This is a genomic window from Rhizobium sp. BK377, assembly GCF_014193935.1.
Taxonomy (GTDB): Bacteria; Pseudomonadota; Alphaproteobacteria; order Rhizobiales; family Rhizobiaceae; genus Rhizobium.
In genome coordinates this window covers 350,227-375,483 of sequence record NZ_JACIAC010000002.1, presented here as the reverse complement: position 1 = coordinate 375,483, position 25,257 = coordinate 350,227, and the positions used below count along the sequence as shown (strand labels likewise).

Annotated in this window: 29 protein-coding genes and 1 pseudogene; 9 read left to right on the top strand and 21 right to left on the bottom strand. The window is 61.8% G+C overall.

Annotation, left to right across the window (positions count from 1 at the left end):
- Window positions 1-10: 10 nt before the first annotated feature.
- Window positions 11-526, bottom strand: coding sequence for a DUF1269 domain-containing protein (locus FHT92_RS10540; protein WP_183824632.1), 516 nt, complete (start codon window positions 524-526; stop codon window positions 11-13).
- 296 nt (window positions 527-822) lie between these two features.
- On the opposite strand from FHT92_RS10540, the gene FHT92_RS10535 reads away from it, so the two are divergent.
- Window positions 823-1,455 carry a CatB-related O-acetyltransferase gene (locus FHT92_RS10535; RefSeq protein ID WP_183824629.1) on the top strand — a complete coding sequence of 211 codons (633 nt, stop codon included), beginning with the start codon at window positions 823-825 and terminating at the stop codon, window positions 1,453-1,455.
- Between the two features lie 15 nt (window positions 1,456-1,470).
- Here FHT92_RS10535 and FHT92_RS10530 read toward each other — a convergent pair whose 3' ends face one another.
- The 6 genes from FHT92_RS10530 to FHT92_RS10505 all read right to left on the bottom strand — a co-directional run bounded on the left by FHT92_RS10530 (window position 1,471) and on the right by FHT92_RS10505 (window position 4,376).
- Window positions 1,471-2,280, bottom strand: coding sequence for a transglutaminase-like domain-containing protein (locus FHT92_RS10530; protein ID WP_183824626.1), 810 nt, complete (start codon window positions 2,278-2,280; stop codon window positions 1,471-1,473).
- A gap of 19 nt (window positions 2,281-2,299) precedes the next feature.
- On the bottom strand, window positions 2,300-3,247 hold the full coding sequence (locus FHT92_RS10525) for a transglutaminase family protein (protein WP_183824623.1): 948 nt from the start codon (window positions 3,245-3,247) through the stop codon (window positions 2,300-2,302).
- Between the two features lie 48 nt (window positions 3,248-3,295).
- Window positions 3,296-3,541, bottom strand: a complete 246-nt coding sequence (locus FHT92_RS10520; protein ID WP_183824620.1) for a hypothetical protein — start codon at window positions 3,539-3,541, stop codon at window positions 3,296-3,298.
- A gap of 73 nt (window positions 3,542-3,614) precedes the next feature.
- The gene (locus FHT92_RS10515) at window positions 3,615-3,797 is read right to left on the bottom strand and encodes a hypothetical protein (protein WP_183824617.1); all 183 of its coding nucleotides are present in this window, start codon (window positions 3,795-3,797) and stop codon (window positions 3,615-3,617) included.
- Window positions 3,798-3,860: 63 nt separating this feature from the next.
- A complete protein-coding gene (locus tag FHT92_RS10510) occupies window positions 3,861-4,001 on the bottom strand; it encodes a hypothetical protein (protein ID WP_183739897.1) in 141 nt (46 codons plus the stop codon).
- A gap of 78 nt (window positions 4,002-4,079) precedes the next feature.
- Window positions 4,080-4,376, bottom strand: coding sequence for a hypothetical protein (locus FHT92_RS10505; protein ID WP_183739894.1), 297 nt, complete (start codon window positions 4,374-4,376; stop codon window positions 4,080-4,082).
- 233 nt (window positions 4,377-4,609) lie between these two features.
- Here FHT92_RS10505 and FHT92_RS10500 point away from each other — a divergent pair, with 233 nt between their 5' ends.
- Complete coding sequence (locus FHT92_RS10500) at window positions 4,610-5,233, top strand: LysE family translocator (protein WP_183824614.1); 624 nt, start codon at window positions 4,610-4,612, stop codon at window positions 5,231-5,233.
- A 39-nt stretch (window positions 5,234-5,272) separates the two neighbouring features.
- Here the strand turns inward: FHT92_RS10500 and FHT92_RS10495 are convergent, their stop codons facing one another.
- Both FHT92_RS10495 and FHT92_RS10490 read right to left on the bottom strand, forming a co-directional pair.
- Entirely contained in the window at window positions 5,273-5,656 is a 384-nt protein-coding gene (locus FHT92_RS10495) for a limonene-1,2-epoxide hydrolase family protein (RefSeq protein WP_183824612.1), read from the bottom strand.
- A gap of 12 nt (window positions 5,657-5,668) precedes the next feature.
- Window positions 5,669-6,268 carry an NAD(P)-binding domain-containing protein gene (locus FHT92_RS10490; protein ID WP_183824608.1) on the bottom strand — a complete coding sequence of 200 codons (600 nt, stop codon included), beginning with the start codon at window positions 6,266-6,268 and terminating at the stop codon, window positions 5,669-5,671.
- A gap of 135 nt (window positions 6,269-6,403) precedes the next feature.
- Between FHT92_RS10490 and FHT92_RS10485 the strand changes: the two genes are divergently transcribed.
- Window positions 6,404-7,333, top strand: a complete 930-nt coding sequence (locus FHT92_RS10485; RefSeq protein WP_183824606.1) for a LysR family transcriptional regulator — start codon at window positions 6,404-6,406, stop codon at window positions 7,331-7,333.
- Here FHT92_RS10485 and FHT92_RS10480 read toward each other — a convergent pair.
- From FHT92_RS10480 to FHT92_RS29845, 3 genes are all read right to left on the bottom strand, one after another.
- A complete protein-coding gene (locus FHT92_RS10480; RefSeq protein ID WP_246735213.1) occupies window positions 7,294-7,602 on the bottom strand; it encodes a hypothetical protein in 309 nt (102 codons plus the stop codon). The two genes, FHT92_RS10485 and FHT92_RS10480, sit on opposite strands and share 40 nt — an antisense overlap.
- Before the next feature lie 125 nt (window positions 7,603-7,727).
- Window positions 7,728-8,954, bottom strand: a complete 1,227-nt coding sequence (locus FHT92_RS10475; RefSeq protein ID WP_183739877.1) for an HlyD family secretion protein — start codon at window positions 8,952-8,954, stop codon at window positions 7,728-7,730.
- Window positions 8,955-8,956: 2 nt separating this feature from the next.
- On the bottom strand, window positions 8,957-9,691 hold the full coding sequence (locus FHT92_RS29845) for a hypothetical protein (protein ID WP_409527150.1): 735 nt from the start codon (window positions 9,689-9,691) through the stop codon (window positions 8,957-8,959).
- A 189-nt stretch (window positions 9,692-9,880) separates the two neighbouring features.
- Here FHT92_RS29845 and FHT92_RS10465 point away from each other — a divergent pair, with 189 nt between their 5' ends.
- Complete coding sequence (locus FHT92_RS10465; RefSeq protein ID WP_183824601.1) at window positions 9,881-10,330, top strand: DUF2383 domain-containing protein; 450 nt, start codon at window positions 9,881-9,883, stop codon at window positions 10,328-10,330.
- A gap of 422 nt (window positions 10,331-10,752) precedes the next feature.
- Here the strand turns inward: FHT92_RS10465 and FHT92_RS10460 are convergent, their stop codons facing one another.
- From FHT92_RS10460 to FHT92_RS10440, 5 genes are all read right to left on the bottom strand, one after another.
- Complete coding sequence (locus FHT92_RS10460; RefSeq protein WP_183824599.1) at window positions 10,753-11,148, bottom strand: hypothetical protein; 396 nt, start codon at window positions 11,146-11,148, stop codon at window positions 10,753-10,755.
- Window positions 11,145-11,348 carry a hypothetical protein gene (locus FHT92_RS10455; protein WP_183826201.1) on the bottom strand — a complete coding sequence of 68 codons (204 nt, stop codon included), beginning with the start codon at window positions 11,346-11,348 and terminating at the stop codon, window positions 11,145-11,147. The genes FHT92_RS10460 and FHT92_RS10455 overlap by 4 nt, the downstream gene beginning before the upstream one ends.
- Window positions 11,349-11,455: 107 nt before the next feature.
- Window positions 11,456-11,707 (bottom strand): hypothetical protein, encoded by a 252-nt coding sequence (locus tag FHT92_RS10450; protein ID WP_183739868.1) that lies wholly within the window; start codon window positions 11,705-11,707, stop codon window positions 11,456-11,458.
- A gap of 55 nt (window positions 11,708-11,762) precedes the next feature.
- Complete coding sequence (locus tag FHT92_RS10445; protein ID WP_183824596.1) at window positions 11,763-15,608, bottom strand: hypothetical protein; 3,846 nt, start codon at window positions 15,606-15,608, stop codon at window positions 11,763-11,765.
- Between the two features lie 23 nt (window positions 15,609-15,631).
- Window positions 15,632-18,085 carry a hypothetical protein gene (locus tag FHT92_RS10440; RefSeq protein ID WP_183824593.1) on the bottom strand — a complete coding sequence of 818 codons (2,454 nt, stop codon included), beginning with the start codon at window positions 18,083-18,085 and terminating at the stop codon, window positions 15,632-15,634.
- A gap of 73 nt (window positions 18,086-18,158) precedes the next feature.
- On the opposite strand from FHT92_RS10440, the gene FHT92_RS10435 reads away from it, so the two are divergent.
- The 3 genes from FHT92_RS10435 (at window position 18,159) to FHT92_RS10425 (ending at window position 19,568) form a co-directional block, all read left to right on the top strand.
- On the top strand, window positions 18,159-18,488 hold the full coding sequence (locus FHT92_RS10435) for a hypothetical protein (RefSeq protein ID WP_183824590.1): 330 nt from the start codon (window positions 18,159-18,161) through the stop codon (window positions 18,486-18,488).
- Window positions 18,489-18,522: 34 nt separating this feature from the next.
- Window positions 18,523-19,230, top strand: a complete 708-nt coding sequence (locus FHT92_RS10430) for a hypothetical protein (protein ID WP_183824587.1) — start codon at window positions 18,523-18,525, stop codon at window positions 19,228-19,230.
- Between the two features lie 95 nt (window positions 19,231-19,325).
- Window positions 19,326-19,568, top strand: a complete 243-nt coding sequence (locus FHT92_RS10425; RefSeq protein ID WP_183824584.1) for a hypothetical protein — start codon at window positions 19,326-19,328, stop codon at window positions 19,566-19,568.
- A 57-nt stretch (window positions 19,569-19,625) separates the two neighbouring features.
- Here the strand turns inward: FHT92_RS10425 and FHT92_RS10420 are convergent, their stop codons facing one another.
- A complete protein-coding gene (locus tag FHT92_RS10420; protein ID WP_183824581.1) occupies window positions 19,626-20,618 on the bottom strand; it encodes a carbon-nitrogen hydrolase family protein in 993 nt (330 codons plus the stop codon).
- 262 nt (window positions 20,619-20,880) lie between these two features.
- Window positions 20,881-21,759, bottom strand: coding sequence for an aldo/keto reductase family oxidoreductase (locus tag FHT92_RS10415; RefSeq protein WP_183824578.1), 879 nt, complete (start codon window positions 21,757-21,759; stop codon window positions 20,881-20,883).
- A 134-nt stretch (window positions 21,760-21,893) separates the two neighbouring features.
- Here FHT92_RS10415 and FHT92_RS10410 point away from each other — a divergent pair, with 134 nt between their 5' ends.
- Both FHT92_RS10410 and FHT92_RS29270 read left to right on the top strand, forming a co-directional pair.
- Window positions 21,894-22,811 (top strand): LysR family transcriptional regulator, encoded by a 918-nt coding sequence (locus FHT92_RS10410; protein WP_183824575.1) that lies wholly within the window; start codon window positions 21,894-21,896, stop codon window positions 22,809-22,811.
- Between the two features lie 103 nt (window positions 22,812-22,914).
- Window positions 22,915-23,050, top strand: a pseudogene (locus FHT92_RS29270) (glyoxalase); the annotation flags it as partial.
- A gap of 101 nt (window positions 23,051-23,151) precedes the next feature.
- On the opposite strand, the gene FHT92_RS10405 reads toward FHT92_RS29270, so the two are convergent.
- Entirely contained in the window at window positions 23,152-23,565 is a 414-nt protein-coding gene (locus tag FHT92_RS10405) for a hypothetical protein (protein ID WP_183739847.1), read from the bottom strand.
- Window positions 23,562-25,160 (bottom strand): hypothetical protein, encoded by a 1,599-nt coding sequence (locus FHT92_RS10400; protein WP_183824572.1) that lies wholly within the window; start codon window positions 25,158-25,160, stop codon window positions 23,562-23,564. The genes FHT92_RS10405 and FHT92_RS10400 overlap by 4 nt, the downstream gene beginning before the upstream one ends.
- Window positions 25,161-25,257: the final 97 nt, after the last annotated feature.

The following is a 25,257-nucleotide window of genomic DNA, read 5'->3' as shown; positions in this document are numbered from 1 at the left end:
CCCTGAGTTCTCAAGCCGCAGTCGTCGCCAGCGCCTTGCGCAACTGCTCCTCTTGCTCCGGCGAGAGCGAGGTTCGCAGGATGGTGGCGTGTTCGCCCTTGAATTCGGCCAGCACCTTTTCGGGCTGCACCTTGCGCAAGAGCAGGAAGAGGGCGGAGCTGTTGACGGGGATGGTGTCGGCGAGTTTCTTGATGAGGTCGTCGTCGATCCCGTAATCGGTCATCGAGCCCGCAAGCGCGCCGGAGCCTGCGCCGAAGGCGCCGCCGAGGACCATGCCGGCGAGCGGATTGAGGAAGAGCAGGCCGACGAGCGAGCCCCAGAGCGCGCCGGAGAGGCCGCCGCTTGCCGCACCTGCGGCCGTCAGATTGACGCTTTGCTTCAGGCGCACCTTGCCGGCGGGGTCGCGCACGGCGATGACGGCATCTTCGAGATCGACGAGATATTCCTTCTCAAGCTGGACGAGCCGGTTGAGCACGGCATCCGCCTTATCGGCGGTATCGAAACCAAGCACCACGAGTTCTGACATGGCTTTCCCTCCTGTTGAATTTACAGATGCGGCAGATAGGCGTCGGCGGCGCTCTGTCCATAAGGCGCCGCCATTTGACGGGGCTTTTGTTCAGGCAATTCCGGGCACAAGACTGTTGCCCCGTTTGCGGGAGTTGCTCTAGCACGGGGATGTGAGAGGGCGATGAAGGGTGGCGGGCATTGGTTGAAGGCGAGAGATTTTGGATCCTGCCGATGGATCGGCTATAGGGAATCCTGCTCCTGGATTCCGTCCGGCGCAGCACCTGCTGCCGCAAAACTCCGCGCAAAGGTCTTTCCATGCCGCTTCTCGATGCGAATTCAGTCTTTCCCATCACCTATCCCGATGGCAAGGTTTCGAAGACGACGGTGTACCTGAAGAATGTCATCGATCATCCGCGCATGGAGATCGGCGATTACAGCTATTTCACGCATTATGGAAAGCTGGAGGAGACGGCCGAGATCCTGGCACCCTATCTCGGGCCGGGTTGCCGGGAGAAGCTCGCGATCGGCAAGTTCGTGCAGATTGCCCGCGGCAGCTATTTCATCACCAGTTCGGCCAATCACCCGATGGGCGGCATCACCACCTATCCGTTCCGCATCTTCAAGCCGGAAACCTTCGGCTACAAGGATCTGCCGGTGAAGGATACCGTGGTCGAACACGATGTCTGGATCGGCCATGACGCCGTCATCATGCCTGGCGTCAGGATCGGCGCGGGGGCGATCGTCGCCGCTTCCTCGGTCGTCACCCGCGATGTGCCGCCCTATGCGGTCGTCGGCGGAAATCCGGCGAGCATCATCCGTATGCGCTACCCCGTCGAGATCATCAGCGAGATTCTTGACCTTGCATGGTGGGACTGGCCGATCGACAAGATCGAGGCCAATCTGCCGGCGCTAGAAAGCGGCGATCTCGCGGCGTTGAAGCGGGCCTGAATGCGACCATGCCGATCAAACCGGCACCTCCTCGGTGATCACCTCGAATCGTTTGAGCAGCGCGGGGCCGAAGGCCGTCGACATGGCGACGTCGGTGGCGTCGCGGCCTGTCGCCATCAGGATGCGGCCGATGCGGGGCGTGTTGTGGCGGGCGTCGGCCGTGTACCAGCGGCCGCTGAGATAGACTTCGAACCAGGCGCTGAAATCCATCGGGTTCGGGTCTTTGGGCACGCCGATATCGCCGAGATAGCCGGTGCAGTAGCGCGCCGGGATGTTCATGCAGCGGCAGAGCGTGACGGCGAGATGGGCGTAGTCGCGGCACACGCCCGATCGGTCGGTATAACCGCCGAAGGCGGTGCGCAGCGGATCGGCTTTCTGGTAATCGAAGGCGATGCGCTTGTGGGTGAAATCGAGGATCGCCTGGACGCGCGGCCAGCCGGGCGGCTTCTTGAAGAAGGTCTTCCAGGCGAAATCGGCGAGCCTGTCGGTATCGCAATAGCGGCTGCCGAGCAGGTAGACGAGCACGTCGTCAGGCAGATCGTTGATGGCGTGTTGAAGGGCGTCTTCGGGTACGGGATCGGGCTGGCCGCTGTCATAGATTTCGAATTCGGTGGAGATGGTCGTGAGACCCGGTGGCGCCGTGATGCGGCTGCAGGTATTGCCGAAGCTGTCCGTATAGGACCAGGCCTCGATCGGCCGGTCGAAGACGAGCGCCTGTTCGGTAAGCAGATCCACGCGACGGGAGGGATGGACGTTGAGGACCAGCAGCATGGGGGTTTCGTGTTTGCATTCATAGCCGATGTGAAAGCCTGCACGTATCTTCATGGGATTGTGGTTCCCTTGGTCAAATCAAACGTCCTGCAGGCGAATGCACAAGTGGGCCAGGCGTTCCGTCACCTCGCTCTTGCGGCATCATATTCTGTTCGGTGGTGACGTTGACCTGCACACGCATGCTGTCGAAATCGCCCGATCCGCCGTCATAGCTACCCGAGAGCGGCACCGCCTGGCGCGGGTCGCGGGCCACACCGACGCGGATCAGGTCGCGGTTTCCGACGATGCCGTTAGTGGGATCGAACTCCACCCAGCCCGCACCCGGCAGATAGACCTGGCACCAGGCGTGGGTCGCGCCGCCGCCGAGTGTCACCGAGCCGTCGCGATCGGGCACATAGACGTAGCCGGTGACGAAGCGGGCGGCAAAGCCGAGGGAGCGGGTCGCCTCCATCATCAGCAGCGCGAAATCGCGGCAGGTGCCGCTGCGCAGCCGCAGCGTGGTGAGAGGCGGCTGCGTGCCATGTTCGGAGCGCCTGGCATAGCTGAAGCTCTCGTGGATGGCGTAGCAGAGCGTCATCAGGATATGGCCGGTGCGCGCCTGATGGCCCAGGGGTACGAATTGCCGCGCCCATCTGCCGACCTCGTCAGCGGGGTCGGGATAGTGCCTGACGATGGTCTGTTTGAGATCGACCGCCTCGTCCTCGTCATAGGCGAAGGGAAAGTTCAGCGCCTCGGTGTCGATCGAGAGATCGAGCGGGACCTGGGCCGTATGATCGAGGCGGATGACGGATTCGAAGCGCAGTTCGGCGGAGGCGGCGGCGAACTCGACGAGCGCGATGCAATTGCCGAAGACATCGTGGATCCAGCGGATCGATGCCGGCCCGGGGAAAACATCGAGACTGCAGCCCAGAAGCGTCTGGTCGAAACTGTCGCGGGGGCGGAACATCAGCCGGTGCTGGCCGAAATGCACCGGCTTTTTGTAATGGTAGGACGTGATGTGGCGGACGGAGAAAATCGTCATCCTGCCTCCCTATTTTCATGAGGCGGCACTGACCATGGGTGACGCCCCTCACTTCTCTCTGCGCGAAAGCGGATAGGCGGGCGCATCGTAAAGCATGCGGATTTGCTTTTCGTCGAAGCGGGCTTCATTCACTTCCAGCACACAGCCGCGCAATTGCGAGCCCGGCATGTCTTCCATGGCAAAGCGCACCGCTTCTGCGACGGTTTCGAAGCGCTTATAGCGGGGGGCACGGGTGCCACGCAATGTCTTGCCGGTGTAAAGCCCGGCTTCTGTCATATAGTTGAATTCTGCCACGTGATCGTCCTTGCTCGTTCCTTGATATGGCCGAGCCATTCTGGGGTCTTCCGGGCCTTCGGGGCCGGCGGTTTCAGGATGAAACGACGGGTTGGCCAGCCCGCGTCTTCTGGCGCTGGCGGCGTTCGTCCTGCCTGGTTTCGCGCTGTCTCAAGCGCAGCCGCCTGCGAACATCCTGAAGCTTTTCGGCATCGGAGGCTTTTTCTGGCTGCTGTGCGCGGAAGAGATTTTCCGCTGCACGCTTGTCGGTGGTCATATTGTTATCCTCTCGGACGATGGGCGGACGGCCGAAAGGTCGTCGCGCCGGAACAGGCGAGCGTTATTTCTTCTTGTCGCTGCCCGTATTGCTGCTTGCCATCTTGACCTGCGCGCCGGGTGCGGCAGCAGGTGCCGCTGAAGCAGAGCGGTCTTTCTTCGGCTTGCGGGCTTCTTTGTTGCTGCGCACTTGACCCTTGGCCATGGTTTCCTCCTGGTGTGGTGATGCGGGACAGATCAGGTATTGCGGCCTGCCGCCGGCTGGCCGGCGGTCGCTACGGTATCAAAGGGGCAGGGGTCCGATGCCCGAACGCTTGTCCAGAGAGGCTGCCAATGTGGAAAGGCGCAACTGCCCCAGGGAATGGATAGGCCATGCGTTTGTTCCCCGGCCGGCCTGCGGCCCATGGCTGAAATCGGGAAAGGCGGCAAAACTTCCGACGGCTTCGAAACGATCACGCTGCTGGCGCGCGGCGTCTTCGGCACGATTGAGAATGCCGAGCGCCACATTCTCGCGGTAGGCGAATGCGCCGGTTCGGATGAGATTGCGCGACAGGCTTGACGGATAAAAGTCGGAAGACATCGCGTCCTCCTTTCGTTGGGGCCAGGGCTAAAGCCCAAACCGGTAGCGCCTGTGAAGCGGCTGCCGATGCTCGAATGCTGCGCCTATTCCGTGCTTTACGCAAGCACGTTCTCGCAGGATAGGTTTCCCGGCTGCTGTCGCAACGTAACTTTTCGAATATCGCACCGGCGGCCGAAGCCGTTAATCTGACGGCGGCTATTTCAGGCATGGAAACCGAAGGTGGGAAATCGAAGATGAGCATCGCTGTTTTGACGACCTATGTTCTCGTCGTGCTCGGGCTGATGGTGATTCCGGGGCCTGCGACGCTGCTGGTTCTCGCCCGATCGGTGAGCGGCGGCAGGCGGGCCGGCATTGCAACGGGGCTCGGCATCGGGGTCGGCGATCTCATCCATTCCACCATGGCGACCTTCGGCCTTTCGGCCTTGCTCGCGACTTCGGCGCTCGCCTTCGAGGTGGTCAAATATATCGGTGTCGCCTATCTCATCTATCTCGGATACCGGGCCTTTATCGAAAAGTCCGGCAATCTCGATATGGCGGCTGCGCCTGAGATCAGCCCCGGCAGGGCCTTCCGGCAGGGGATATTCACGGAGATCCTGAACCCGAAGACGGCGCTCTTCTTCCTCGCGTTCCTGCCGCAATTCGTCCATCCCGAGAGCGGATCGTTGATCGGGCAATTCGCGCTGCTCGGCATCATCTTCGTGACGCTCAGCATCTGCGTGACATCGGCGCTCGCGATCGGCGCCGGCTCGGTGCGTGGCTGGCTCAACAGGAACCGGGCGATCGGCCGCTGGCAGGGCAAAGTCATCGGCTCGATCTACATGGCGCTCGGCGTGAGGCTGGCGTTTCAGCAGCAATAAGCGGCGCCCCGTCCGCTGACGTGACCGAGCTTTGAGTTGCTACCGCTTGATCGCAGCCAGCTGCCGTTCGAAGCTCGCGAGATCGAAATAGTCGCGCCAGATGGTGATTTCGCCCTTCTCCACCGTCAGCGTGCCCATGACCGGCAGGGTGATCTGGCCGCCGCTTTCGTGGGTGAAGATATCGATGCGCTCGTTCAGAACGACGTTGCCTGACGCGGCGATCTGCGTGACCTGCCAGTCCACCTCGAAGGCGGTGCCGATGCCGAAATCGGCGTGGAATTTGCGGACGTTTTCGCGGCCGGTGATATCGGGCAGGGGCACGTTGTCGTAGAGCACGTCGTCGGCGAGCATTGCGAGCGCCTCCTCGATGCGGTTGGCGCTCCAATGGGCGAAGAAGGTTTTTGCGGTTTCGAGAGGTGACATGGTGCTTCTCCTTCAGCCGAACTTGACGAGGTTCAGGGCCGGCAGCGGGCCACCGGGGAATTGCGTCAGGGCCGCACCCACCTTGAGCGAGCCGAGGTCGACGCCGGCAAAGCCGAGGCGGGCGATGAGATCGGCGACTCCGGCCTTCGCTTGCGCATCGTCTCCCGAATAGAAGAGCACGCGGCTGCCGCCTTCGGCGTGCGGGTCGGCCGAGACGAGATTGGCGAAGAGGTGATTGAAGGCCTTCACCAGGCGGGCGCCGGGCACGAGGTCGGCGACGATTTCACTGGAGAGGCGGCCGTTCAGTTCGGCTGGCTTGAAGAGGGGTGCCTCGATCGGGTTATTGGCGTCGATGACGATGCGGCCGGCCCATTCCGGCAGGCCAGCAAGGGCGGAAGGCAGCTTCGACCAGGGCACGGCGATGAGGACGATATCGGCTTTTGCCGCCTCTTCGAGGGTGCCGGCCGTGATATGCGGGGCGAGTTCTGCGGTGAGCTCGGCCAGCGTTTCCGGACCGCGGCTATTGGCGATGGTGGCGGCGATGCCGTTGCGCGAGAGAGCGCGGGCGAAGGCTGAACCGATATTGCCGGCGCCGATGATGCCGATGGACATGACAAGTTTCCTTTTTAAAGGTCGCGTTGGTTTCGATGGCGCCAATATCGCGCCGTCATTCCCCTTTGATAAGACAGGAGTGCCTGGTATCAGTTTCAAGTCTTCCTTGAAGGTGACGATGGAGAGGCTTCTGAGATGGAGAGTTTGGCAAATCTCGAATCCTTCGTGCGCAGCGCCGAGCTTGGCGGCTTTTCGGCGGCGGCGCGGCGGCTCGGGCTGACGCCGGCGGCGGTCAGCCGCAATGTCGCGGCGCTCGAAGCCAATCTGAAGCTCCGGCTCTTTCACCGCAGTACGCGCAGCCTGACGCTGACGGAGGCGGGCGAGCGCTTTCTCCTTTCCATGCGCGACCATCTCGAGGGGCTGCAGGGGGCGATCGCCGAAATCTCCAAAGAGCAGGAGGAGCCGGCGGGCGTGCTGAAGGTCAGCCTGCCGTCGGGTTTAGGCACGGGCTATATCCTGCCGATGCTGCCTGATTTCATGAAACGCTATCCGCTGGTGCGGCCGGAATGGATGTTCGAGAACCGGCAGGTGGATCTGATCGGGGAGGGTTACGATGCGGCAATTGGCGGCGGTTTCGAGCTTGCCTCGGGCGTGGTGGCGCGGCCTCTTGCGCCGGCCCATCTCGTGGCCGTGGCGTCACCCGCCTATATGCAGGGCCGCGTGCCGCCGGTCGATCCGGCCGGGCTTGCCGGGCTCGACGGCATCGTCATGAAATCGATCAATACCGGGCGCATTCCGCAACGGCAGATGCGTAACGCAGCGGGAGAGGAGCAGCCTGTCGATCTTACGCCAAGGATCGTCGTCAACGATCCCGCCGCCATGCGGGGTGCAGCCCTTCTTGGCCTCGGTGTCACGCTGATTTCCAAGCCTGACGCGCTGCCTTTTCTCGACACCGGCGAACTGATCCGGCTCGTCCCTTCCTGGTATGGCGATATCGGGCCGATCTCGATCTATTACGCCAACAGGACGTTGCTGCCCTTGAAGACGCGGGTATTCATCGATTTCGTCATAGACGAGTTTAGGCATCACCGGCTTGCGGAGCGTTTCGCCGGCAGCCTGGGCTGATCCTGCTTGTCGGGCTGGTAGCCGAGCACGAAGGCGATGACCTTTCCCGACGACATTTCGCAGGGTTTCAGCGTGCCGCCGCTCGCCTGCAGGAGATAGAAGTTGAAGCTGACGATATCGGTACCGGCGAGATCCTCGGCATAGAGCCAGATGCGCTTGCCGTCGGCCGAGCGCTTGACGGTCGCGCCCCAGCGGCGGCCCTCGAAGCTGCCTTCGCCATAGCCCTCGGGGATAAGGGCAAGGGCGCGGGTGAAGGGGGCGGGGTTCATGGAATGCTTGAGGGGTGAGGGCATACCCCATAGGTGGCGGGGCGGGAAGCGTTTCGCAAGGCTGCGTCAGCCGCCACGCGGCGTCATGCTCGGGCTTGTCCCGAGCATAAGGGCCATATTCGGCCTCAATGCCCCGTCAGCACCAGCGTCTGAACCGGCAGCAACAGCGCCTGCATACGCAGGATCATGGCGTGCACCACGCCGACCGCATCGATGACATGGAGACCGATCCATTTGAAGGTGCCTATACCGGGGTCGGCGAGCGCATCGTGGTTGTTGGTATAGGCATTGGCGATGCAGCTGCCGCCGGGGGGCACGTCATCGAGGCCGCCGGGGAAGAGGGGCTGCAGGAAGACCGTCAGCGTGCCGGGTTTTGCCAGCTGCGTGACGTCGACGAGCTGATCTGTCGGGCGCAGCTGGCCGGCGGCGATCACGTCCTGCACCTCTGTCACCACCAGCGGGATGATGGTGAAGGGTTTGCCGACACAGGTGGCTTCGGCCACCATGCCGGGCTTCATGACCTGCGCCTCGATCTGGCCGAAACCGGCAACCAGCGTGCCGCGGCCGGCCTCTTCCGGCACGAGGATGCCGGCCGGACGCAACATGGCGTTCAGCACGTCGCCGCGCCGCAGCGTGAATTGCTGGACGGTGCCGCTGACGCCGGCCTTGACGACCGTCTTGTCAAGCTCGACCTGGGCCTGTGCCAAGGCCGCCTCGGCGCTCGCTTTCTTTGCCGGCAGGAGGACGTTGAGTTTGGTCTGCAGCGTTTCCTTGTTGGCATAGGCGGCGCTGACCGTGCCGCGCTGGCTTTCGACCGTATTGGTGAGCCGGTCTACCTCGCGGCGGGCAACGGCGTCGTTCTTCAGAAGCTGGGTCTTCATCTGCAGCTCGTCGATCGAGACCTGCAGGGCGCCTTCGGCCTGCCGGATCACGCCGTCGGCGCTGGCAAGCTCGCTTTCCGCCACCCTGGTCTCAGCTTCCACCTCGGCGATCTGCTTGTGCGCCACATCGAGCGCAGCCTTCTGGGCGGAATCGTCGAGGCGGAAGAGCGGCGCGCCGGCTGCGACTTTCTGGTTGACGCCGACATAAACCTCGTCGACCCGTCCGATGGCTTCCGGCAGTATGGTGACGGTGCGGAAGACGGCAGTGACGCTCTTCGTGGAGGGATGGAAATAGAAGATCATGGTGATCAGCGAGATGGTGAGCAGCAGACAGGCGGTTATGCCCCAGCGCAGCTCGTACCACATGCTGTAGAGCGTGATTTCGCGGCCGATACGCTTGTCCTGGACATAGCGTCGGTAGAGATAATCGGGAAGGATGGTCAGCATCGAGCAGAGCGTGAGTTCGAGCATGGTCAGATATCCTCCCCCCGCGGACCGGTCTTGATGGCCGGCTGGATCGTCTGCGCGCCGGGCTTGGCGCCATCATGCAGCAGATTTGCCGGGCGGGGCGGCTGCGTAGCGGCGGCCGGCACCGGGGCGATCGGCGCGCCTTTTACCGGGGCATTGGCGGCTGGGGTATCTGGGACTGGGGCATTGGCGACTGGGATCGCGATCACCGGCGCACCGGCCGCCCGCTCAGCGACTGGCGGAACAGTGGCCGCCGGCGAGATGCTGGCGGCGCGGCCGGCTTCGGCATCGCGGCTTGCGAGCCGGGCCAGCGAGCGGGCAATCGAATAGAGCGGCGTCGAAAAATCGGGGATGCGCACGAGGGCGAGCAGCAGGCCGATGATCCAGTAGATATGATTGTGGGTGAAGAGCGAGATCAGCGCCAGCACCGCGACGATCTCCAGCTGGCCCTTGTTGGCCCGGTGGGCGATCCGTTCGGGAACGGCGTGGAGCTGGAAGTAAAAATTGCCGATGACGAGAAGGATCACCAGCAGCAGCACGACGACGGCGACGAAGAGATAATCGGTCTCACCCGGCGCGGTGATGAAGCCCGGCACATGGTTGGTCAGGGCGGCGTGATAGGGCTGCGCCGCTGCTCCATCGGCTGCCATTGCGGTTTGGGCAGCCAGGAATGCTGTTGCGGCCGTCGCGCCGACGGCGCTCCAGTGGCGGCTGCGCTGCCTTGTCGTCTTGCTCCCCATGCCCATGTCCCCCCGAAAGGCATTTTAGTGTGGCCTTAAGTTTAGGCTCTTTATGGGCGACACGGAAGTGGGCAACCGGGAGTAGGGCGTAAAACTCCATGTCCAAGCCGGTAAAAAGGCGAATTCCATGCGGGAACAACCGTGCCGCCTATGTGTTTGTCTGCTTCCAGGCACAAAGGAGTACGACTGATGGTGACAATGGTTGGCAACGAATCGGACATCAAGGAATTGGTCAAGGATCTCATCTATCTCGAACATGATGCGATTGCGGCCTATGATTCCTGCATCGAGCGCCTCGACAACAAGCTGTTCGCCGGCCAGATCGCGGCTTTCAAGGCAGATCATCTGCAGCATCTCGACGTGCTCAGGGAAATGGCGCGCGAACTCGGCATTCAGGCGCCGACCGAAGGCGACATGAAGCAGATGCTGACGACGGGCAAGATCGCGCTTGCGGATATTATCGGCGACGGCGCCATCCTGAAGGCGATGAAAACCAACGAGGACGATACGGTCACTGCCTATCAGCGCGCCTTGCGCCACGAAGACGCCATCCCGGCATCGAAAGCCTTCTTCATGAAGGCGCATCTCGATGAGGAGCGTCATCGCGCCTGGATGGAGGAGAATGCGAAGAACGCGTGATGCGGTCATGGGCTAGATGTGACGGATGGATGCGCGAAAATCTCCCGAATCCATCGATGCGAACACGCAGCCGGCCTCAACAGGCTGCCATACGGGATTTCGCAAAGAGCGGGTTCGCGTTCCGAGCCGAACGGTCATGGAGAATGAGGCTGGCGGTTTGTCCGCCTCGTGCCGATCTCGTTGAAAGCCAGGGTGAATGATCGGATTATTCGCACGGCAGCTTTTCGGCGATCGCTTTAAACTGTTCGGCGGTAAACCCGGTCAGGGTCGGCATTTCCCAGTCGAAGAATGAAAGAAGTATCAAGAGAGCGCCTGGCTCCGGCCGAAGGCGTTTCGCAAGGTCACCGGAGGAATTCGGCCCCCAACCCAGCGCTCTCTTGATGGGATGATGATGGCAGCAGATGGTTGAGGGCGTGTCCTGATTATCTTTTGAGACGCCGCGCGAGCAGCGCGCCGGCATCGCCGATGACGATGGCCGGGATCAGCACCAGCGCCATGTCATTGATGCGCGGCGGCACATCGACGACGACGAGGTGGAGGCCAAACCAGGGATTGAGGATCTGCACCATGTAGATTGCCGCCCACCAGAGCCCGAAGGGGATGACGATGAGAAGGCGGCCGAGGCGGGTGGCGCTCCAGCGGTCGGTAGTTTCGGCGACGGCGATATCGCGAGCGGCCTCGATGCCCTTGATCGCTTCTTCGGCAGCAAGCTTCTGCTGATCGGTTTCAGCCTCTAGTTTTGCCTGATAGGCAGCGAGCAGCGGGCCGGTGAATTTCTCGATGATGCCGCCGAAGAGCAGGTCGCTCAGCCACTTCATTTCGCCCATCCGCAGCGGTGCGCCAGATAATACCAGCTTTCGGTTGTTGCCGCGATGAGTGCGCCAGAGGCGACCTGAAGCGCCATAGCAACATCGGGATCACGCGAAATCATCTCGCCGAGATCGGGTGCGATCAGCCCCCGGGTGACGAGGGCGGCGGCGAGGTAACGCAAGAGAATGCGGATGAAGACGAGGGTCATGTGTGCTGCCTTGTTGTGATGGATGGCGGCAGGATGGGCCGAGGAAAGTTGTCTGGGTGAAATCACGGCTATTCTGGACGCAGGCCGCGCCACGCTTCAGCCCGAAGCTACAGAAACCGCGCCAGCGCGCCTGAGACGATCGCCTTGATCAACAACCCGGCAAGCGGTGTCAGCACGATGGCGACGACCGCCCAGAGCGCCTTGCCAATGCGGTTTGCGAGTTTTTCGACGCTGCCTTCGATGCGCAACAGGGCAGCGTTGATATGCGGCTGCTGGGCTTCCAGCGAGACGACGCGCTCCTTCAAATCGTTGATCCTGCCATGCAGCTTTTCAAGCTCGTTGCGGGTCGTTTCATCCATGATGCCATTCCTTGTTTGGCATCATGGATAGGGTGCGGAAGGTTGAGAGCGAAAATCACCGCACCGCGATCTTTGCCAGGCCGGCATTCGCCGTGCTGAGCATCGCGTCTGCGGGCGACTCCGCCGACAGGCCGGTGGCTTCGAGGATTTCGGTGATATGCTCGTTGCCGATGCCAAGATCGCCGCGCGGCGGGCGGATGGCCTTTACGAGCGCCCTTGCATCGCTCGCCGTGCCGGAGGGCGGGCTTTGCGTATCGCGGATCTCGGGTAGGGCGGCCATGACTGAATAGCCGGTATGCTCTGCCAGATATGCCGGCCACGTCGCGTCATGATCGTGTCCGCCGAGGACGGCGGTAAACACCCTGTCCGTCGTGGCGAGCGCGATCATATCCATGGCAAGCGCAATGCTCTGCCGGGCGGTGGCATCCTGATCGGTGGCTTCAGCGCTTTGATCTACGCCTGCGGCGCTGGCCCTGAACTTCTCTGCGAGATGCGCGCCGAGGGCCTTGAAGAGGCGCTGGGTTTCGTCCCCGTCGGCATGGGCCGGGAACGGGTTGAATATCGCCCGCTCCATGGCGGTATCGGCATAGGCAATGGCATTCGCTTCATCCCCGCCAAATTGCGTGAGCCCCTTGTGATAATGCGCGAGCCAGGCCGGTATTTCGATGAAACAGTATCGCAGCGTCCCCTCAAGCCAGCCGGTCAGCGTCTTCCACGCCGTTCGGGCATCCGAAAAGGCCTGACGACCAAGCATGAGGGATGAGCGGATGGTGACCTGGTCGATGATGCCGGGGCGGAAGGCACTTTGAAGTGCCGTGGCGAAATCGCCCCTGCCTGTTGCGGCGATGATGTCGCCCAGCCGGTAGCGGTGCGAAAACGCTGTCGCGAGATCTTTGGCGAGGCTTGTTGCGGTGGCGTTCTTTTTCGTCAGGCGGGCCATGCGGCCGATGCCGTCTGCGGCGCGCAGTTCGCCCGCGCCGGTTTCGTCCAGCCAGACTTTCAGGCGGTGCGCGACAACGAAGGTTTTGGTCCGATCGAAGGCATCCCCCAGACTTGGATCGTCCAGCAGGCGTCTTGCATTGGCAAGCGGCTCGCAGAATTCGAGATCGTAGAGCAGATGATTGACGTGCCGGTGCAGCACGGCGATATCGAGATCGAGCGGCCGGGCCTTGAGATCGGTGCGGGACCGGCCGTGGCCGGCCTCGGTTTGCGACTTGGCGACGCGGCCTGATGCCAGCGCCTGCGCCCGGTCCGGCGCCGCATCCGCGCCGTCATAGGCCAGCGGGTAGTAGCCGCCCTTCAGCGCCCTGCCGGCGATGGTGACGGGAGTGGGTTCGACCCATCGCGGTGCGACGCCGGTCAGACGCTTTTCGCGCGCGGCGATATCGGGCTGGAAGGCGGCGAGATAATCCCACACGGACTGCACGAAATCCGCATCGCGCGCATCCAGTGAGGCGAGCACGGCGGCAAGCCCGGCTTCATCGAACGCGCCGGGGATGCGAGCATCTGTCAGGCGCCGGCGGTTCGCCTCATTGCCGGTATTGAGCGCAATGGCGATCGCCTCCCATTTCGACAGGGACTGGCCAAGGGCCGCGATATAACGGGACTTGCCCATCTCGCTGATCTCTTCTGGGGAATAGACATCATAGAGCGCCTGCAGGTCGGTGGCGGCCTTCTGCCGGCGTAACGCAAGCCGGTCTGCGGCCGCATCGAGCGGTGTCTTGATGGCCTGGTATGCAATGCCGCCGATCTGCCGTAGCTGTGTGCTCGCCTCCAGCGCGGGGTCGAGGTGCGGGAGGTCCAGGAAAACGGAGGCAGCCGGTGGTGGGGCTTTGCCGATGGCATCGGCGAGCGCGGTGACGATCTCGTCATAATCCGCATCGCCATCGGCATTGGTCAGCCGGCTGGCGCGCTCTGCGGCATGTTCGAGGTTCTTCACCGCCGCCATGACGGCGCGGAAACGCTCCAGCGTGATCTCCTTGTAGGACTGGCGCCCGGAGGCGATCAGCACGCTATCGGCAATGGCAAGCTCGTTTTCCCTGCCGGCTTCCTTCATGGCCATCATGTAGTTTCTGAGGGCGATGCGCGGATCACCCTGTCCACCCGGCTGACCTCCGGTCTGACGATCCGCCCGCCCTCCGAGACCGTAGCGGTCGAGCAGGGTGTCGATCGCGCCGACATAATCGATACGGCCGTTGTCTCGAAGGACGGCCGCGGCGAGCCTTTCGCGCGCGGGGCCGCTTACGAGGCTTTGCGCTTCGGCCTCGAATTTTTCCACCTCGCCGATAATGTCGAGGCTATCCGCATAGATCGCGTGATTGAGAAGCTGGCGGCGTTTGGCGGTGATCAACCTGGCGATACGCTCGTCCTGTCCATGAGGGGCGGCGTCTGCATCGCCGGCAGCTTTGCGGCTTGCCCTCTCGCGCCATGCCTCATCCTGCGCCAGTTCGTTACCCAGCCTGATAGCCTCGATAGCGGTACGCCTGCCGGCCGCGAGGAAGCGCGCGCCGTCCATGGCATCGGCCACCTCCATCCCCGCGGTTGCCGAGAGCGCATAGGCCCTGGCTTCGTTCGCCGTCAGGGCCTCGCCGCTGCCGGCGGCCTCGACGATCGCCTGCAATTCGGCCGCCAGCCATTCCGCCCGCCTGTCATTATGCACGGCGGCGATTGCCCTTTTCTCGGCAGACCCATCGATCAGCATGTCGCCGTGCCGTTGCAGCATCACGCGGTCGACCTCGAAAGCGATCGCATCCGCGCGAGGCGGGGCCAGCGTCATGGCCGCCACCAGCTCATCGCCGGAGCCGAGGTCGAAGAGATCGGCGACGATATCCGGATCGAGTCCGCCGTCATCGGCATAGAGGGAGTGCTTGCCGCGGGGCAGGGCTTCGAGGATGGCGGCGCCATAGCGCACCACGAGCGTGGCCTTGTCGAAACGGATGTCACCTGATGGTGGCGGTGTTTGCGCATCGAGCCATCGGCGGTTCGCCATCCATTCGGTGGCGCGGTAGAGGCCGGTGGCGTCGATCTCTTTTTCGACCTCGCGCTGTACGGCAGCTTTTTCCGCTTTGTAAGCCTTCTGCCCCTCTCGCCGTACAGGCTCCATCATCTGCCGCAGAAGGCGGGCTTTTGCTTCCTGCGAGGCCAGCGCGCGCAGTTTCAGCAGCCGATCGTAGTGCGGCTGTGTCAGGCCGGCATCTTGCGCATTGGCAAAGACGGGTTCATCGCCGCCGACATTCTGTTCCGCCATCTCGATTGCGGTGTCGCTGGCGAGCATCCGAAAGAAGATGGCGGCGATGTCGGGGGCGAGGGAAATGTCGAGGGCGACGAGGCGGCGGTAGATCGAGAGCAACCAGTCGCGGAATTGCTCGAAGACGCCGCGCATCTCGGGTGAGGGTGCTTTGGCTTCAATCAGATAGGTTTCGGCGGCGCGGGCGAAATGGGACTGCATGCCGGCGTCGATGGCGGCGTCTTTATGAAGACTGCCGGTAGTGTCGTGGTCGAGGACGGCGAGTACGTCTTTTGCGGTGACTTTGATACCGGATGCCGCGCGAACGGAATCGGCTGCGATGGCGCGGGCGTTTGCGCGCCACCAGTTTTCGAGATGGGCGAAATCTTCGGTCACGATGGGGATATCGTGTGCCGCCATGTCCTGCATGGTTTGAAGGAAGTAGCGGCTTGTTCCACGCAGCACCGTAGAGAGATCCGGCTTGCGAAAAATGTCGAGGATCGCAACGCCGTCGGCGCCGTTCGGAATGTGCGGACCGGAATTCGGATTACGATTTGGACGGGTAAAGAGAGCGCTGGTTGCCGTGGGAATATATGCTTCCGCTGTCTGGCTATCGGGTAAAGGCTGAGCGGACAGAACCTCGCTCGTGGGTGAAACGTCGGTCAGATTGTTCAATGGGGATCCTCTCGGCAAATCGACTAGCGGTCACGGGTTTGGTGGGGGCTCCTGATGCTCAGCCCGTCTGGGTAGCGCTTCGTGTTTCCGGAATTCGCGACGCGCCCCATCTTCTGCGCGGTGGGATCGGCATTGCGAGAATGCGAAACCGCGTAGTCATCGACCTTTTGGTTGCCCACGTATCCAGTGGCGATGTAGGGGCCGTTCTGCTTAACTCTCGGATTGAGACCGGGCGCAGGCACGCCGACATGCGAAGCAATGGCTTCGGAATGGTTGAGGGCGTCGGCGCCGAATCGCATACTGTCCCTGAAGTCCGCGTCCGCTTTGGAAGGAGTGGATTTGGCCAGGTAGTCGGTGGTTGGCATCTTCAGATCGCTGCCGGTATCCTTTGCCACCTGCATGGCGGGAGTGCCGTTCAGCCCGAACGGATCCGCGCCTGTCGCCTTTCCATAGTTGTCCACACTCTCGGGCGACGTGTAGAAGTGCTCGACTTTGGTGTCTTTCAGCACTTCTGCGGTGTGCTCTCGATGCCCTTCAGGGTCGCGCTGGCGAAATTTAGACGACTCTGCTGTCGTCGCCAGTTCTTCAAATTGCTGGCGGTCCTGAATCGCCGCTTCGGGTTTTGATGCGGAAATGTGCAGGGAACCGCGACCACGCGTGAGCATCCTCAAAGCCACAGTGGCGGCATCCTGGATGATTTCCTTGCCGATGCCGGCAACGCCTCCCGCGACAAAGGTGGCAGCAACTTTCTCGGAGAACTCCTGCTTCGGATCGATGAAATAGTGCTTGGCCGCATTCTGTGCGACGAGTTGCGACGCCTGTGCTCCACCTTCCTTGAAGCCTACAGCGATCCATTTCTGCAGGAACGAATTCAAATACACGCGCTTCAGGACTGGCGACGACACTCTGTCGAAAGGGATCTTGTCGACAAGTGCGGTTGGGGCGTAAGCCCACGCCGCGAGGCTCTGCTGACCTTCGCTGAGATTGGCTTTTCTCGCGGCAGCAGCACCGTCGCCGGCAGCGCGCAGGAACTCCACTCCAGTACCGGCGAAGCGTCCAATCGTTACGGTTGCCACAATGTTGGGAAGATTGGCGCCCAAAATTTCGCCGGTCATGCGACCCCAGCTGTTCTCGTACCCAGCTGCCGGGCGAAAAATAGTTTCGCCAAAGTCTCCGACGTAGGCACCCTGGGTCTGAAGGTACTGGGAAAGATTGTCCCACGTGGAGTCGAACCGTGCCTTTGCCTGGTCGGCGGTCAGGCGTCCCGCTCGGACGTCCCTCAAGACTCTTTTTGCAGTTGCCGCTTGGAACCATGAAAGCTTGTCAAGTTCCATGTCCAGCAGGGCATAATCCTTGTCTGAAAGGCTTGCTGCTTTGGAAATCCTGTCAATGCGGGCGAGCTCCTCCTCCGATTTGGGGATGTACATAAGCTGGCCGGTGCCTTCGACGATACGGCCCGTTGCCGTCACGGCGGCGCTGGCAGCGCCCTTCGGTACCTCCACCAGGTTCTGCCCGAATTCTTCGGTTCTTTTGACGATGTCGCTGGAAGAGGATGCCAGCAACTTGCGGACTTCCTCCGGCGTGGTGCCGTGCGAGCGAAGCGCGTCCAGATAGAATACGCCGTCGGCGGCATCGAGCGCGTCCTGTGCGTAGAGCTCCTGTTTCAGCGCGTCGGCCTGTTCGTCGGTTGCGTCTCTCGCGTCGATGATTTTTTCAATCAGCGCATCTTTTTTCCTGGTTTTCTCGCGGGGATCGTCTTCGCCGACTTGCTCGCTCGATCCGGCGGGAGGATCAGAGGGCGAAACGGCAGATTGCGCACCTAGAGCTATATTTTCCGAAGGTGCAGCGTCGGTCTGCGGGATGGGCTGAACTGAAACTTCACGCGGATCGGGAGATTGAGCGTTCGCGCTCGCTGGCCCGGCAGATGGAGACGCAGGCCGCGGATTGCTGACTTCTTCGGGTGGCGGATTGCCGGGTTGGACTGTAGGTACAACCGGCTCCAACGACGGGGCGGGCTGCTCCGAGGCGGGGCCGGGAGGTTTAGCAGACGGCATACCGGGAATCGTAGAGGGGCCGGTAGGCCCCTCCGCTGTAGGCCTTACGTCACCGAAACCCTTTGGCCTCTGGCCGAACCGTTGCGCCATCTCCTCGAAGGAACATAGGTTGTAGACATCATCCTTCGCCAGAAGAGCGGCCGTGGGATTCTCGCTGCACCAGGTCGCCGTCCGCGGCGACATCGACAGAACCAGTCTGTTGCGTTCGGCGTCGATAATTCCCTGAACAAACTCGCGATTCCCCGTGATCATCTGTGGGGGGACGGTTTTTCCGGTCGTTTCCGATAACTTACGCGCGAGACTAAGATTTTCCGCAACCTCATCTGGATTTTCATCCGAGGATTGAATAATGCTGCTTGCGGTGGCTGCGGCCTGCTGGTCCCGCTTCCGCGACAAGGCGTTATTGTCCTGCATGCTATCCATGACTGTCTCCCATTCGGTCGAGAGACAGGGTTAGGTGCGCAAGGGTTGTTTTATAAATCGGGGGGAAATGCCGATGGCAAACGAGACTGATGTGCGTGGGGCTTCGGCCGGAGGCAATAGCGGCAGATTGGCAATCGCGATCCTGGCTGCGGTCGCGCTGGTCTGCGAAATCGCAAGGTTCATCACAGTTGGTGCCTATCCGGCGGCTGGCTTGCCCAGATTTATCGGCGAGACAATAGGCGGCGCGGCGCCGTCATTCATATTGGGCCTGATCGTGTTCTCAGTCGTCCGGTCCTTCCGACGCCGGCCTGGACGGCCATTCGCTGGCCTGCTTAGCGGAATGATCGTCGTCCTTGCCGTATCCTATGCGCAGTACAGGGGCGAGCTCCTTCACGTGGGCTAACTCAATAGCGTAGCGTGAGCGTAACGGGGGCAGTATGTTTTCGAAGAATTTCGGCCATCGGCTGGCCGCGGCCGTGATTGCGATCTCTTCCTCTCTCGTCTCCTTCGCTTTGGGAGTTGCCGGTCAGGACACCCGTTTCCCGCCGGAATTTCTCTTCGGCATCAGGGCGGGAGACAGCTACGAGAGCATCCTGTCGCGGCAGGGCTGGTATGCCTGTGGCGATGCCAAAAGACAGGCCGCCTGCTTTGACGAGGCAAGGGTTCTCGGCCAGGTCGGCAAGTATGAGATTGGAATGGTGGAGGGCAGGGCATATCTCGCCCTCTTCACGCCGTCTGGTCCTCACGCCTTCTGGCCGACGGTCAGAGCAACGAAGACTTTCAATGGTGGTGTCAGCAACCTCGTCGAATTCCCGACCAAGAACGCGGATATCGATGTGGTCAAGGCGGTTCATGATCTCGGTCCCAAGGAGGCGTTGAACAGGTTTTCGCGTTATCTGGCGGACGGCAATCCGAATCTGCAGCGGGTGACGATCGTTCCAATGGATCTGCCGCCGGAAACGGCGTTCCCTGATGCCAAGGCCTATCTGAGAAGCCTGCCGCCGGGTGCAGTCGAGATTTCCGTATCGCTCTATTTCGATGAGCTGACGATCGTGAGTTTTCTGCCTTCGGCCTCGCAGCGACGGATGCTGTTTCCGGGGCATTGCATCGAAAATTGCGAAGCTGAGGCGCCGGATGGCAATTAGTGAAACATTGGGGAGAGTGCAACCATGGGGTTCATGGAAATTATCGTCGTCTTGCTGGTTCTTTACGTCTGCAATCGCCTGTCGGAGCGGAGGCATTGCCCACGGGCTTCTTGTTTTCGCTTGCCATATGGCTGCTGACGGTGCTGGCCGCCTTCGTTGGCCTTGCAGCAGTGCTCTTCATCAAGGGCAGCCTTCCGCACCCCTATGTCACGAGCGGTGAGATCATCATCAAGGAGATGCAGAACTTTTTCCTGGCTCTGATTGCTTCGCCCTTTGTCGTCTGGTTCTACCGAAACAGACGCCGGGCGAAGGCCGCCGCACCGCCGGCAGATGGCTGATCGGCAGGCGGAACCGAGCGCCGGCGGGCAGGGCGCCCGCCGGTCCGTTGATGGGTTTCAAAAGGCTTCGCGGCTGTCGCTTCTCGGATCCCCCTCGATCTGGTGCGGCCGGTAGAGATCGCCACGGGCGTTGCGCCGCCAGGGGCGGGCGAGATTGGCCGGGTCGGTGGTGATCTCGGCAATTGCGATGCCGGGTCTGCCATCATCAGGGCAACGAGCTGCCCACTGGCCCTTGGGGCCGGCGATGCCGCAGGGGGCGATGACGCTTTGCGGCGCGTGGGCGGCGTAGCTCACCCAGAATGTGTTGCTGGCCGCAACTCCCAGGACTTCAGCGGCGAAGGGAGGGGCGGCGGAGGGGACTTCGCCGGATGTGGCGAAGAGCACGCAATCGACGTCGAGCCGCTCATATTCGGTGAAGATCTCGTGATAGTGCGACTCTATGCCGGCAGCGCAGCCGAAGCGCATGCCGTCCACCTCAAAGGTGACGGGAATCCTGCCCGGCGAATACATGAAGGAAATCTTGGTGTGGGAAAGCAGGCGCTCGTCATAACGCGTCACCAGTTCGCCCCGATCGGAAATGACATAGAGGCTGTTATGTGGCCGGTGCGGCGGGGTCAGCCGATGGGGGGCGCCGAAGACCGTCCAGAGCTTCAACTTCTTTGCGTGCTTTCTCGTCTCCTCCAGCTCCTCGCACAGGACCTCCCATTGGTAACGGCTCCAGTCGGCAGCGCCGATCTCCCTGGGGCCGATTTCGGAGAGGAGGCGTTTGCTGGGAAAGCAGAGCGTTCCCTCCGGGAAGTGGATCAGCCGGGCGCCGGCCTTGCTCGCCTGGCGCATTAGGTGGCGCGTCTCGGCGCCGTTGGCGCGGAATGCTGCGGCATCGCGCGGATCCAGGCAGACCGAAGTCTGGGCGACCGCCAGCCGCAGGGATTCGCCGGCGGGCTCATCCGTCGGCTTCTTGCGGATATTGCTGAGGGCTGAAGTATAGGATTCGCCGGTTCGTGCGGCGCGGGCGCGAACCTTGCGTTTGAGATTTCCATTCTGGGTCATGGTCTGGCCTTTCCGTCACGGACGCATGTTCCCCGGCAACCACGCCCGAGCGGTCGGACCTAGGTTTTCGAACCCGAGACGGAAGTCCCTTTGCCTCCGTTTTGAAGACCCTGCCGGGGAGGATCGCTGGAGGTTGGGCGCAGGCCACGCCTGACAAGAAAGATGTCGATGCCGTGGCGATTCGTCAATCTGGGAAGGGCCGCGAAGAAGGGGTCGGCGAACGCAGCGGAACATCCGCCGCGTTTCGGCTCCTCACGTAGGGTCAGGCGCCTTTCGCTGCGGCAATGCCGTCGAGTTGCGCCATCGTGTCTGCCGACAATTCGATGTCGGCCACCGCGAGGTTCTCCCTGAGATGGCCGCGCGAGGAGGTCCCGGGGATCAGCAGGATGTTCGGCGCGCGCTTCAGGAGCCAGGCGAGGGCCACCTGCAGCGGCGTGGCGCCCAAGCGGGTAGCGACATCAGAGAGCGTCGAGGACTGCAGGGGCGAGAAGCCGCCGAGCGGGAAGAAGGGCACGTAGACGGTGCCTTCGGCGGCGAGCTTGTCGATCAGCGGATCATCGCCGCGGTTGGCGAGGTTGTACTGGTTCTGGACGCAGACGATCTCGGTGATCCTGCGGCCGTCATCCACCTGTTTTGCCGTAGCGTTCGACAGGCCGATATGTTTGATCAGGCCCTGCTGCTGCAGCTCGGCGAGAACCGTGAGCGGCGCTTCGAGCGAGCCTTCGGCCGGGCCGTGCACATCGAACATGGCGCGCAGGTTGACCACCTCGATGACGTCGAGGCCTAGATTCCTGAGGTTGCTGTAAATCGCTGCCGTCAGCTCTTCCTTCGAGAAGGCGGGATTCCAGGAAGCGTCGGCCCCGCGCAGCGCGCCGACCTTGGTGACGATGACGAGATCCTCGCCATAGGGGTGCAGCGCTTCCCTGATGATCTGGTTGGTGACGTGCGGGCCGTAGAAATCGCTGGTGTCGATGTGGTCGACGCCGCTTTCAACCGCTTCGCGCAACACGGCGATCGCTTCGTTTCGATCCCGCGGCGGGCCGAAGACGCCCTTGCCGGCAAGCTGCATGGCACCATAGCCGAGCCGTTTTACCATGCGGTCGCCGAGTTTGAAGGTTCCGGATTTTTCGACAGTAGACATGAATTCTGGATCTCCGTTTGAAGGCAAGGCCACGTTGACGTGAGAACGGAGATAAGCCTCTAACATTGCTTCGGCAATTGGCTATAATCCGGACAGGCTGTCCGGCACAAAGGACAATGATCTGAGGCGGGGATATGAAGCAGGGCGGCCCTGAAATCAGCGATGTCAGAGCTTTTGTCGCCGTAGCGAGAGCCGGCGGTTTCCGCGAGGCCGAGCGGGCAGGCCATATGAGCTCATCGGCGCTCAGCGATGCGGTGCGCCGGCTGGAGGCGGAGCTTGGTGTCAGGCTGCTCAACCGTACGACACGCAGCGTGGTGCCGACGGAGGCCGGTCGCGGGCTGATGGAGCGGCTCGGCCCCGCCTTCAGCGAGATCGACGCGGCGCTTAATTTCGTCAAGGATTTTCGCAATCGTCCGGCCGGCACGCTGAAGCTCAATGTGCCCGTCAGTGCCGCAAGGCTGGTGCTGCCGCGCATCGTGCCGCCGTTTCTGAAAGCCTACCCGGATATCCGGCTCGAAATCGTCACCGAGGAGAATTTCGTCGATATCATCGCCGCCGGCTGCGATGCCGGTATCCGCTATGACGAGCGGCTGGAGCAGGATATGATCGCGGTGCCGATCGGCCCGCGCATCCAACGTTTTGCCGGCGGCGCCTCAGCTGCCTATCTCGCCGAACATGGGCGGCCGGAACATCCGCGCGATCTCCTCCACCATGCCTGTATCCGCGGGCGTTTTGCCGGCCGTGCCATCCCGGTGTGGGAATTCGAGCGCGACGGCGAGTTTGTCAAGGTCGATCCGCCAAGCCCGCTGATCGTCCAGAATGGCGGCGGCACCGATCTCGCCATAGATGCGGCGGTTGCCGGAACGGGCGTCATCTTCACCTTCGAGGACTGGCTGAGGCCCTGTTTCGAGAGCGGCGCGCTGGAGCCGGTGCTGGAGCCCTGGTGGGAGAGCTTTTCCGGCCCCTTCCTCTATTATCCCGGCCGTCGCCTGGTGCCGACGCCGCTGCGCGCCTTCATCGATTTCATCAAGGCGATGCCGCGGGAAGAGTGAGCAGAGATCATTCGGCCCGCAACGTGGTAGAGTGGGACGGGCGATGCCTTCGCCGCATCGCCGTCACCAACACCGTTGTAGTGACGATTGGAGGGGGAAGATCATGAGCGACGCAAGCAATAAGACCGGCAAGGCAGGAGCGAGATGAAGCTGGAGATCATTGTCGTGCCCGTGTCGGATGTCGACGGGCCAAGGCCTTCTATGGCGGGCTCGGCTGGCGCCTCGATGCAGACTATTCCTTATGATGGCCGAGCAGACCGGGGAGGCTGCTGCCGCAATGAGGAGATTGCAAGCGGGGCCGGATTAAACCGGCCCGCCGGCTGTTTTACGATAGCTCACATCACGCAGGCTCGATCAGTGCCGCCCATCTCCAGAGATCGTCCATCTGGTTTGGCGGAATGCCCATGGCCACCGCGAGCAGATCAATGCGCGAATCTTCGCGCGCATAGTCCTGTGCGTCTTCGATCATGATGCGCACCGTTTCCTTGTCCTTCGCCGACAGATCGGACAAGCGGTCGACGGCCGAGAGGACATCGGCCTTGAAGATCGGCGGTTCGAGTTCGAGAGCGGCTAGCCAGAGCTGCCACTTCCGGAGGGGAGGGAAGCGATCTTCCGATCCCGTTGGGTCGCGAAGGTATTTCGCAATGGCGGGCTCTTGGTCGTCATGAGCGATGAGATCCAAATTGGGCTGATCACGGGTGAATATTTCGAGGATCGTCCCGGCTCCATCGTAGCGAACGTACACAGTGGTCATGCAAATAGCCTCTTGCAGGTGTAATCATGCCAGCCGCATACCAAGAAGGAGGCAGAACAGGCGGTGCTTGTCACCGCGGCGTACCTCCAGAGCTGACCATTAACATTGCTGCGCGCCTTGCCTGCTGCAGCACTTTGGTCGGGATAATCATTGCCTGAGCGCGATCGGCATCGCACTTGATGGGCAGCACCGGTTGTGTAGCTGGCAGCAGCGGCATCTGAGACAATCCCGAGGCAGTCTTGTCCCGTGCTTGCAACAACGGTGTCAATCAGCACCCAGACATCTACACTCAGTCCCACAGGGATATTGCTCGGTATTGCCAAGCCCTGCACATTGGCGTTGGCCGTGAACCACGTATAGGTATCGGTTTTGACCTCGTTGCCCGTTTGCCAGAACGGAACGATATTCCCCGATGCGTTTGTGATGACGAGGCCGACGCGGCTCCCGGGCAAGCATTCCCACCCGGCCGGCTTCGTGACTCCTGCCTCTGATCCCGACAGCGACATGACGAAATCTGTGGTGCCATCTGATAAATTCCTGATGGCATACAGGAAATAGGTTTTTGACGCCTGCACAGCCCCCGTATCGAGTAGCTGAACAAGCGTTTTTGCCGTCACAAGGGTTGTCTGATGCTTCTTGCCGCCAAACCAGCCAACGCCCGGGGCGATGGTTACGGACGCAACGCCGGCATAAGCGGGGATGAATCCTGTAAAGAAATCAAGTCCGGTAGCAACACAGACATATTTGACAACACTACTTGCCAGAACCTTCTTTAGACCCCAGCCTGCCGCACTGTCCGCAATGGCGAATTCGTCGGCATCGACGATGTCGGTCTTTGCTGCTGCACCGTGAAGCCAGCCGGCAAGGGTATTGGCAACGTCGTTGTAGATCGCGAGCGTCTTGCGATACCAATGAAAGGCTGAAAATAGCCCTCCCGAACGAGCGACCGGAGTATCTTCCGGATTCGTTGCATAGGCGGCCGCAAGGCCAGCGCTGGCATTTGCGTCCGTCGCCGACTGAGCCGCTTCAGCGGCTTTTTGCTGGGCAGTTTGCGTCAGATCGGCAACATTGGGAATGTCATCGGCAATATCAGCCACAGTCTCCAGGTATTGCGAGACGGCGGCGACGGCCTCCAGCGCATCGCCTTTGCCGCTGAGCGCCAGAACGTCCGCAATCAGCTTGTCGATCGTTGCTGAATCGAACGACGGCGGGATGGTGACTGCACGGGCCGCTCTCTCCTTGAGTTGCTGGAGCCTCATCACGACGAGGTCAAGCGCCTGCTCGACTGTCTCCGCATAATAGGCGCCTTGGTTTTCCAGATCGGTTTCCTGAGTGAAGGGCACGTCCAGCAGCAGAGTTATCCTGGTGCCGTCCGCCGGAGCCGGCACGATGACCGCGCTGCCGCCGCCATCGTTGCCAGCGCCGGTCACTGTGTAGTCGGCGTCGAGTACCAGGATCGAATCCGTGCCAGATGCGTCCGTCCGGATCACCTGGAGATGATGGGGCTCCAGGATTTTGAACTGGTATTCGAAAGCCATGGTGACGCCGTCCCCATTATACGGGCCGGATCGGTTTATCTCGCTCGAAATGGTCATATGATTGTACCTCTGGTTTCCTGAACCATAGGCTCAGGAAGGTTGTCGGCCTGACGTGGCGACTATCGGCCTTGAGCGGCGAGACGGTCTTGCCTCG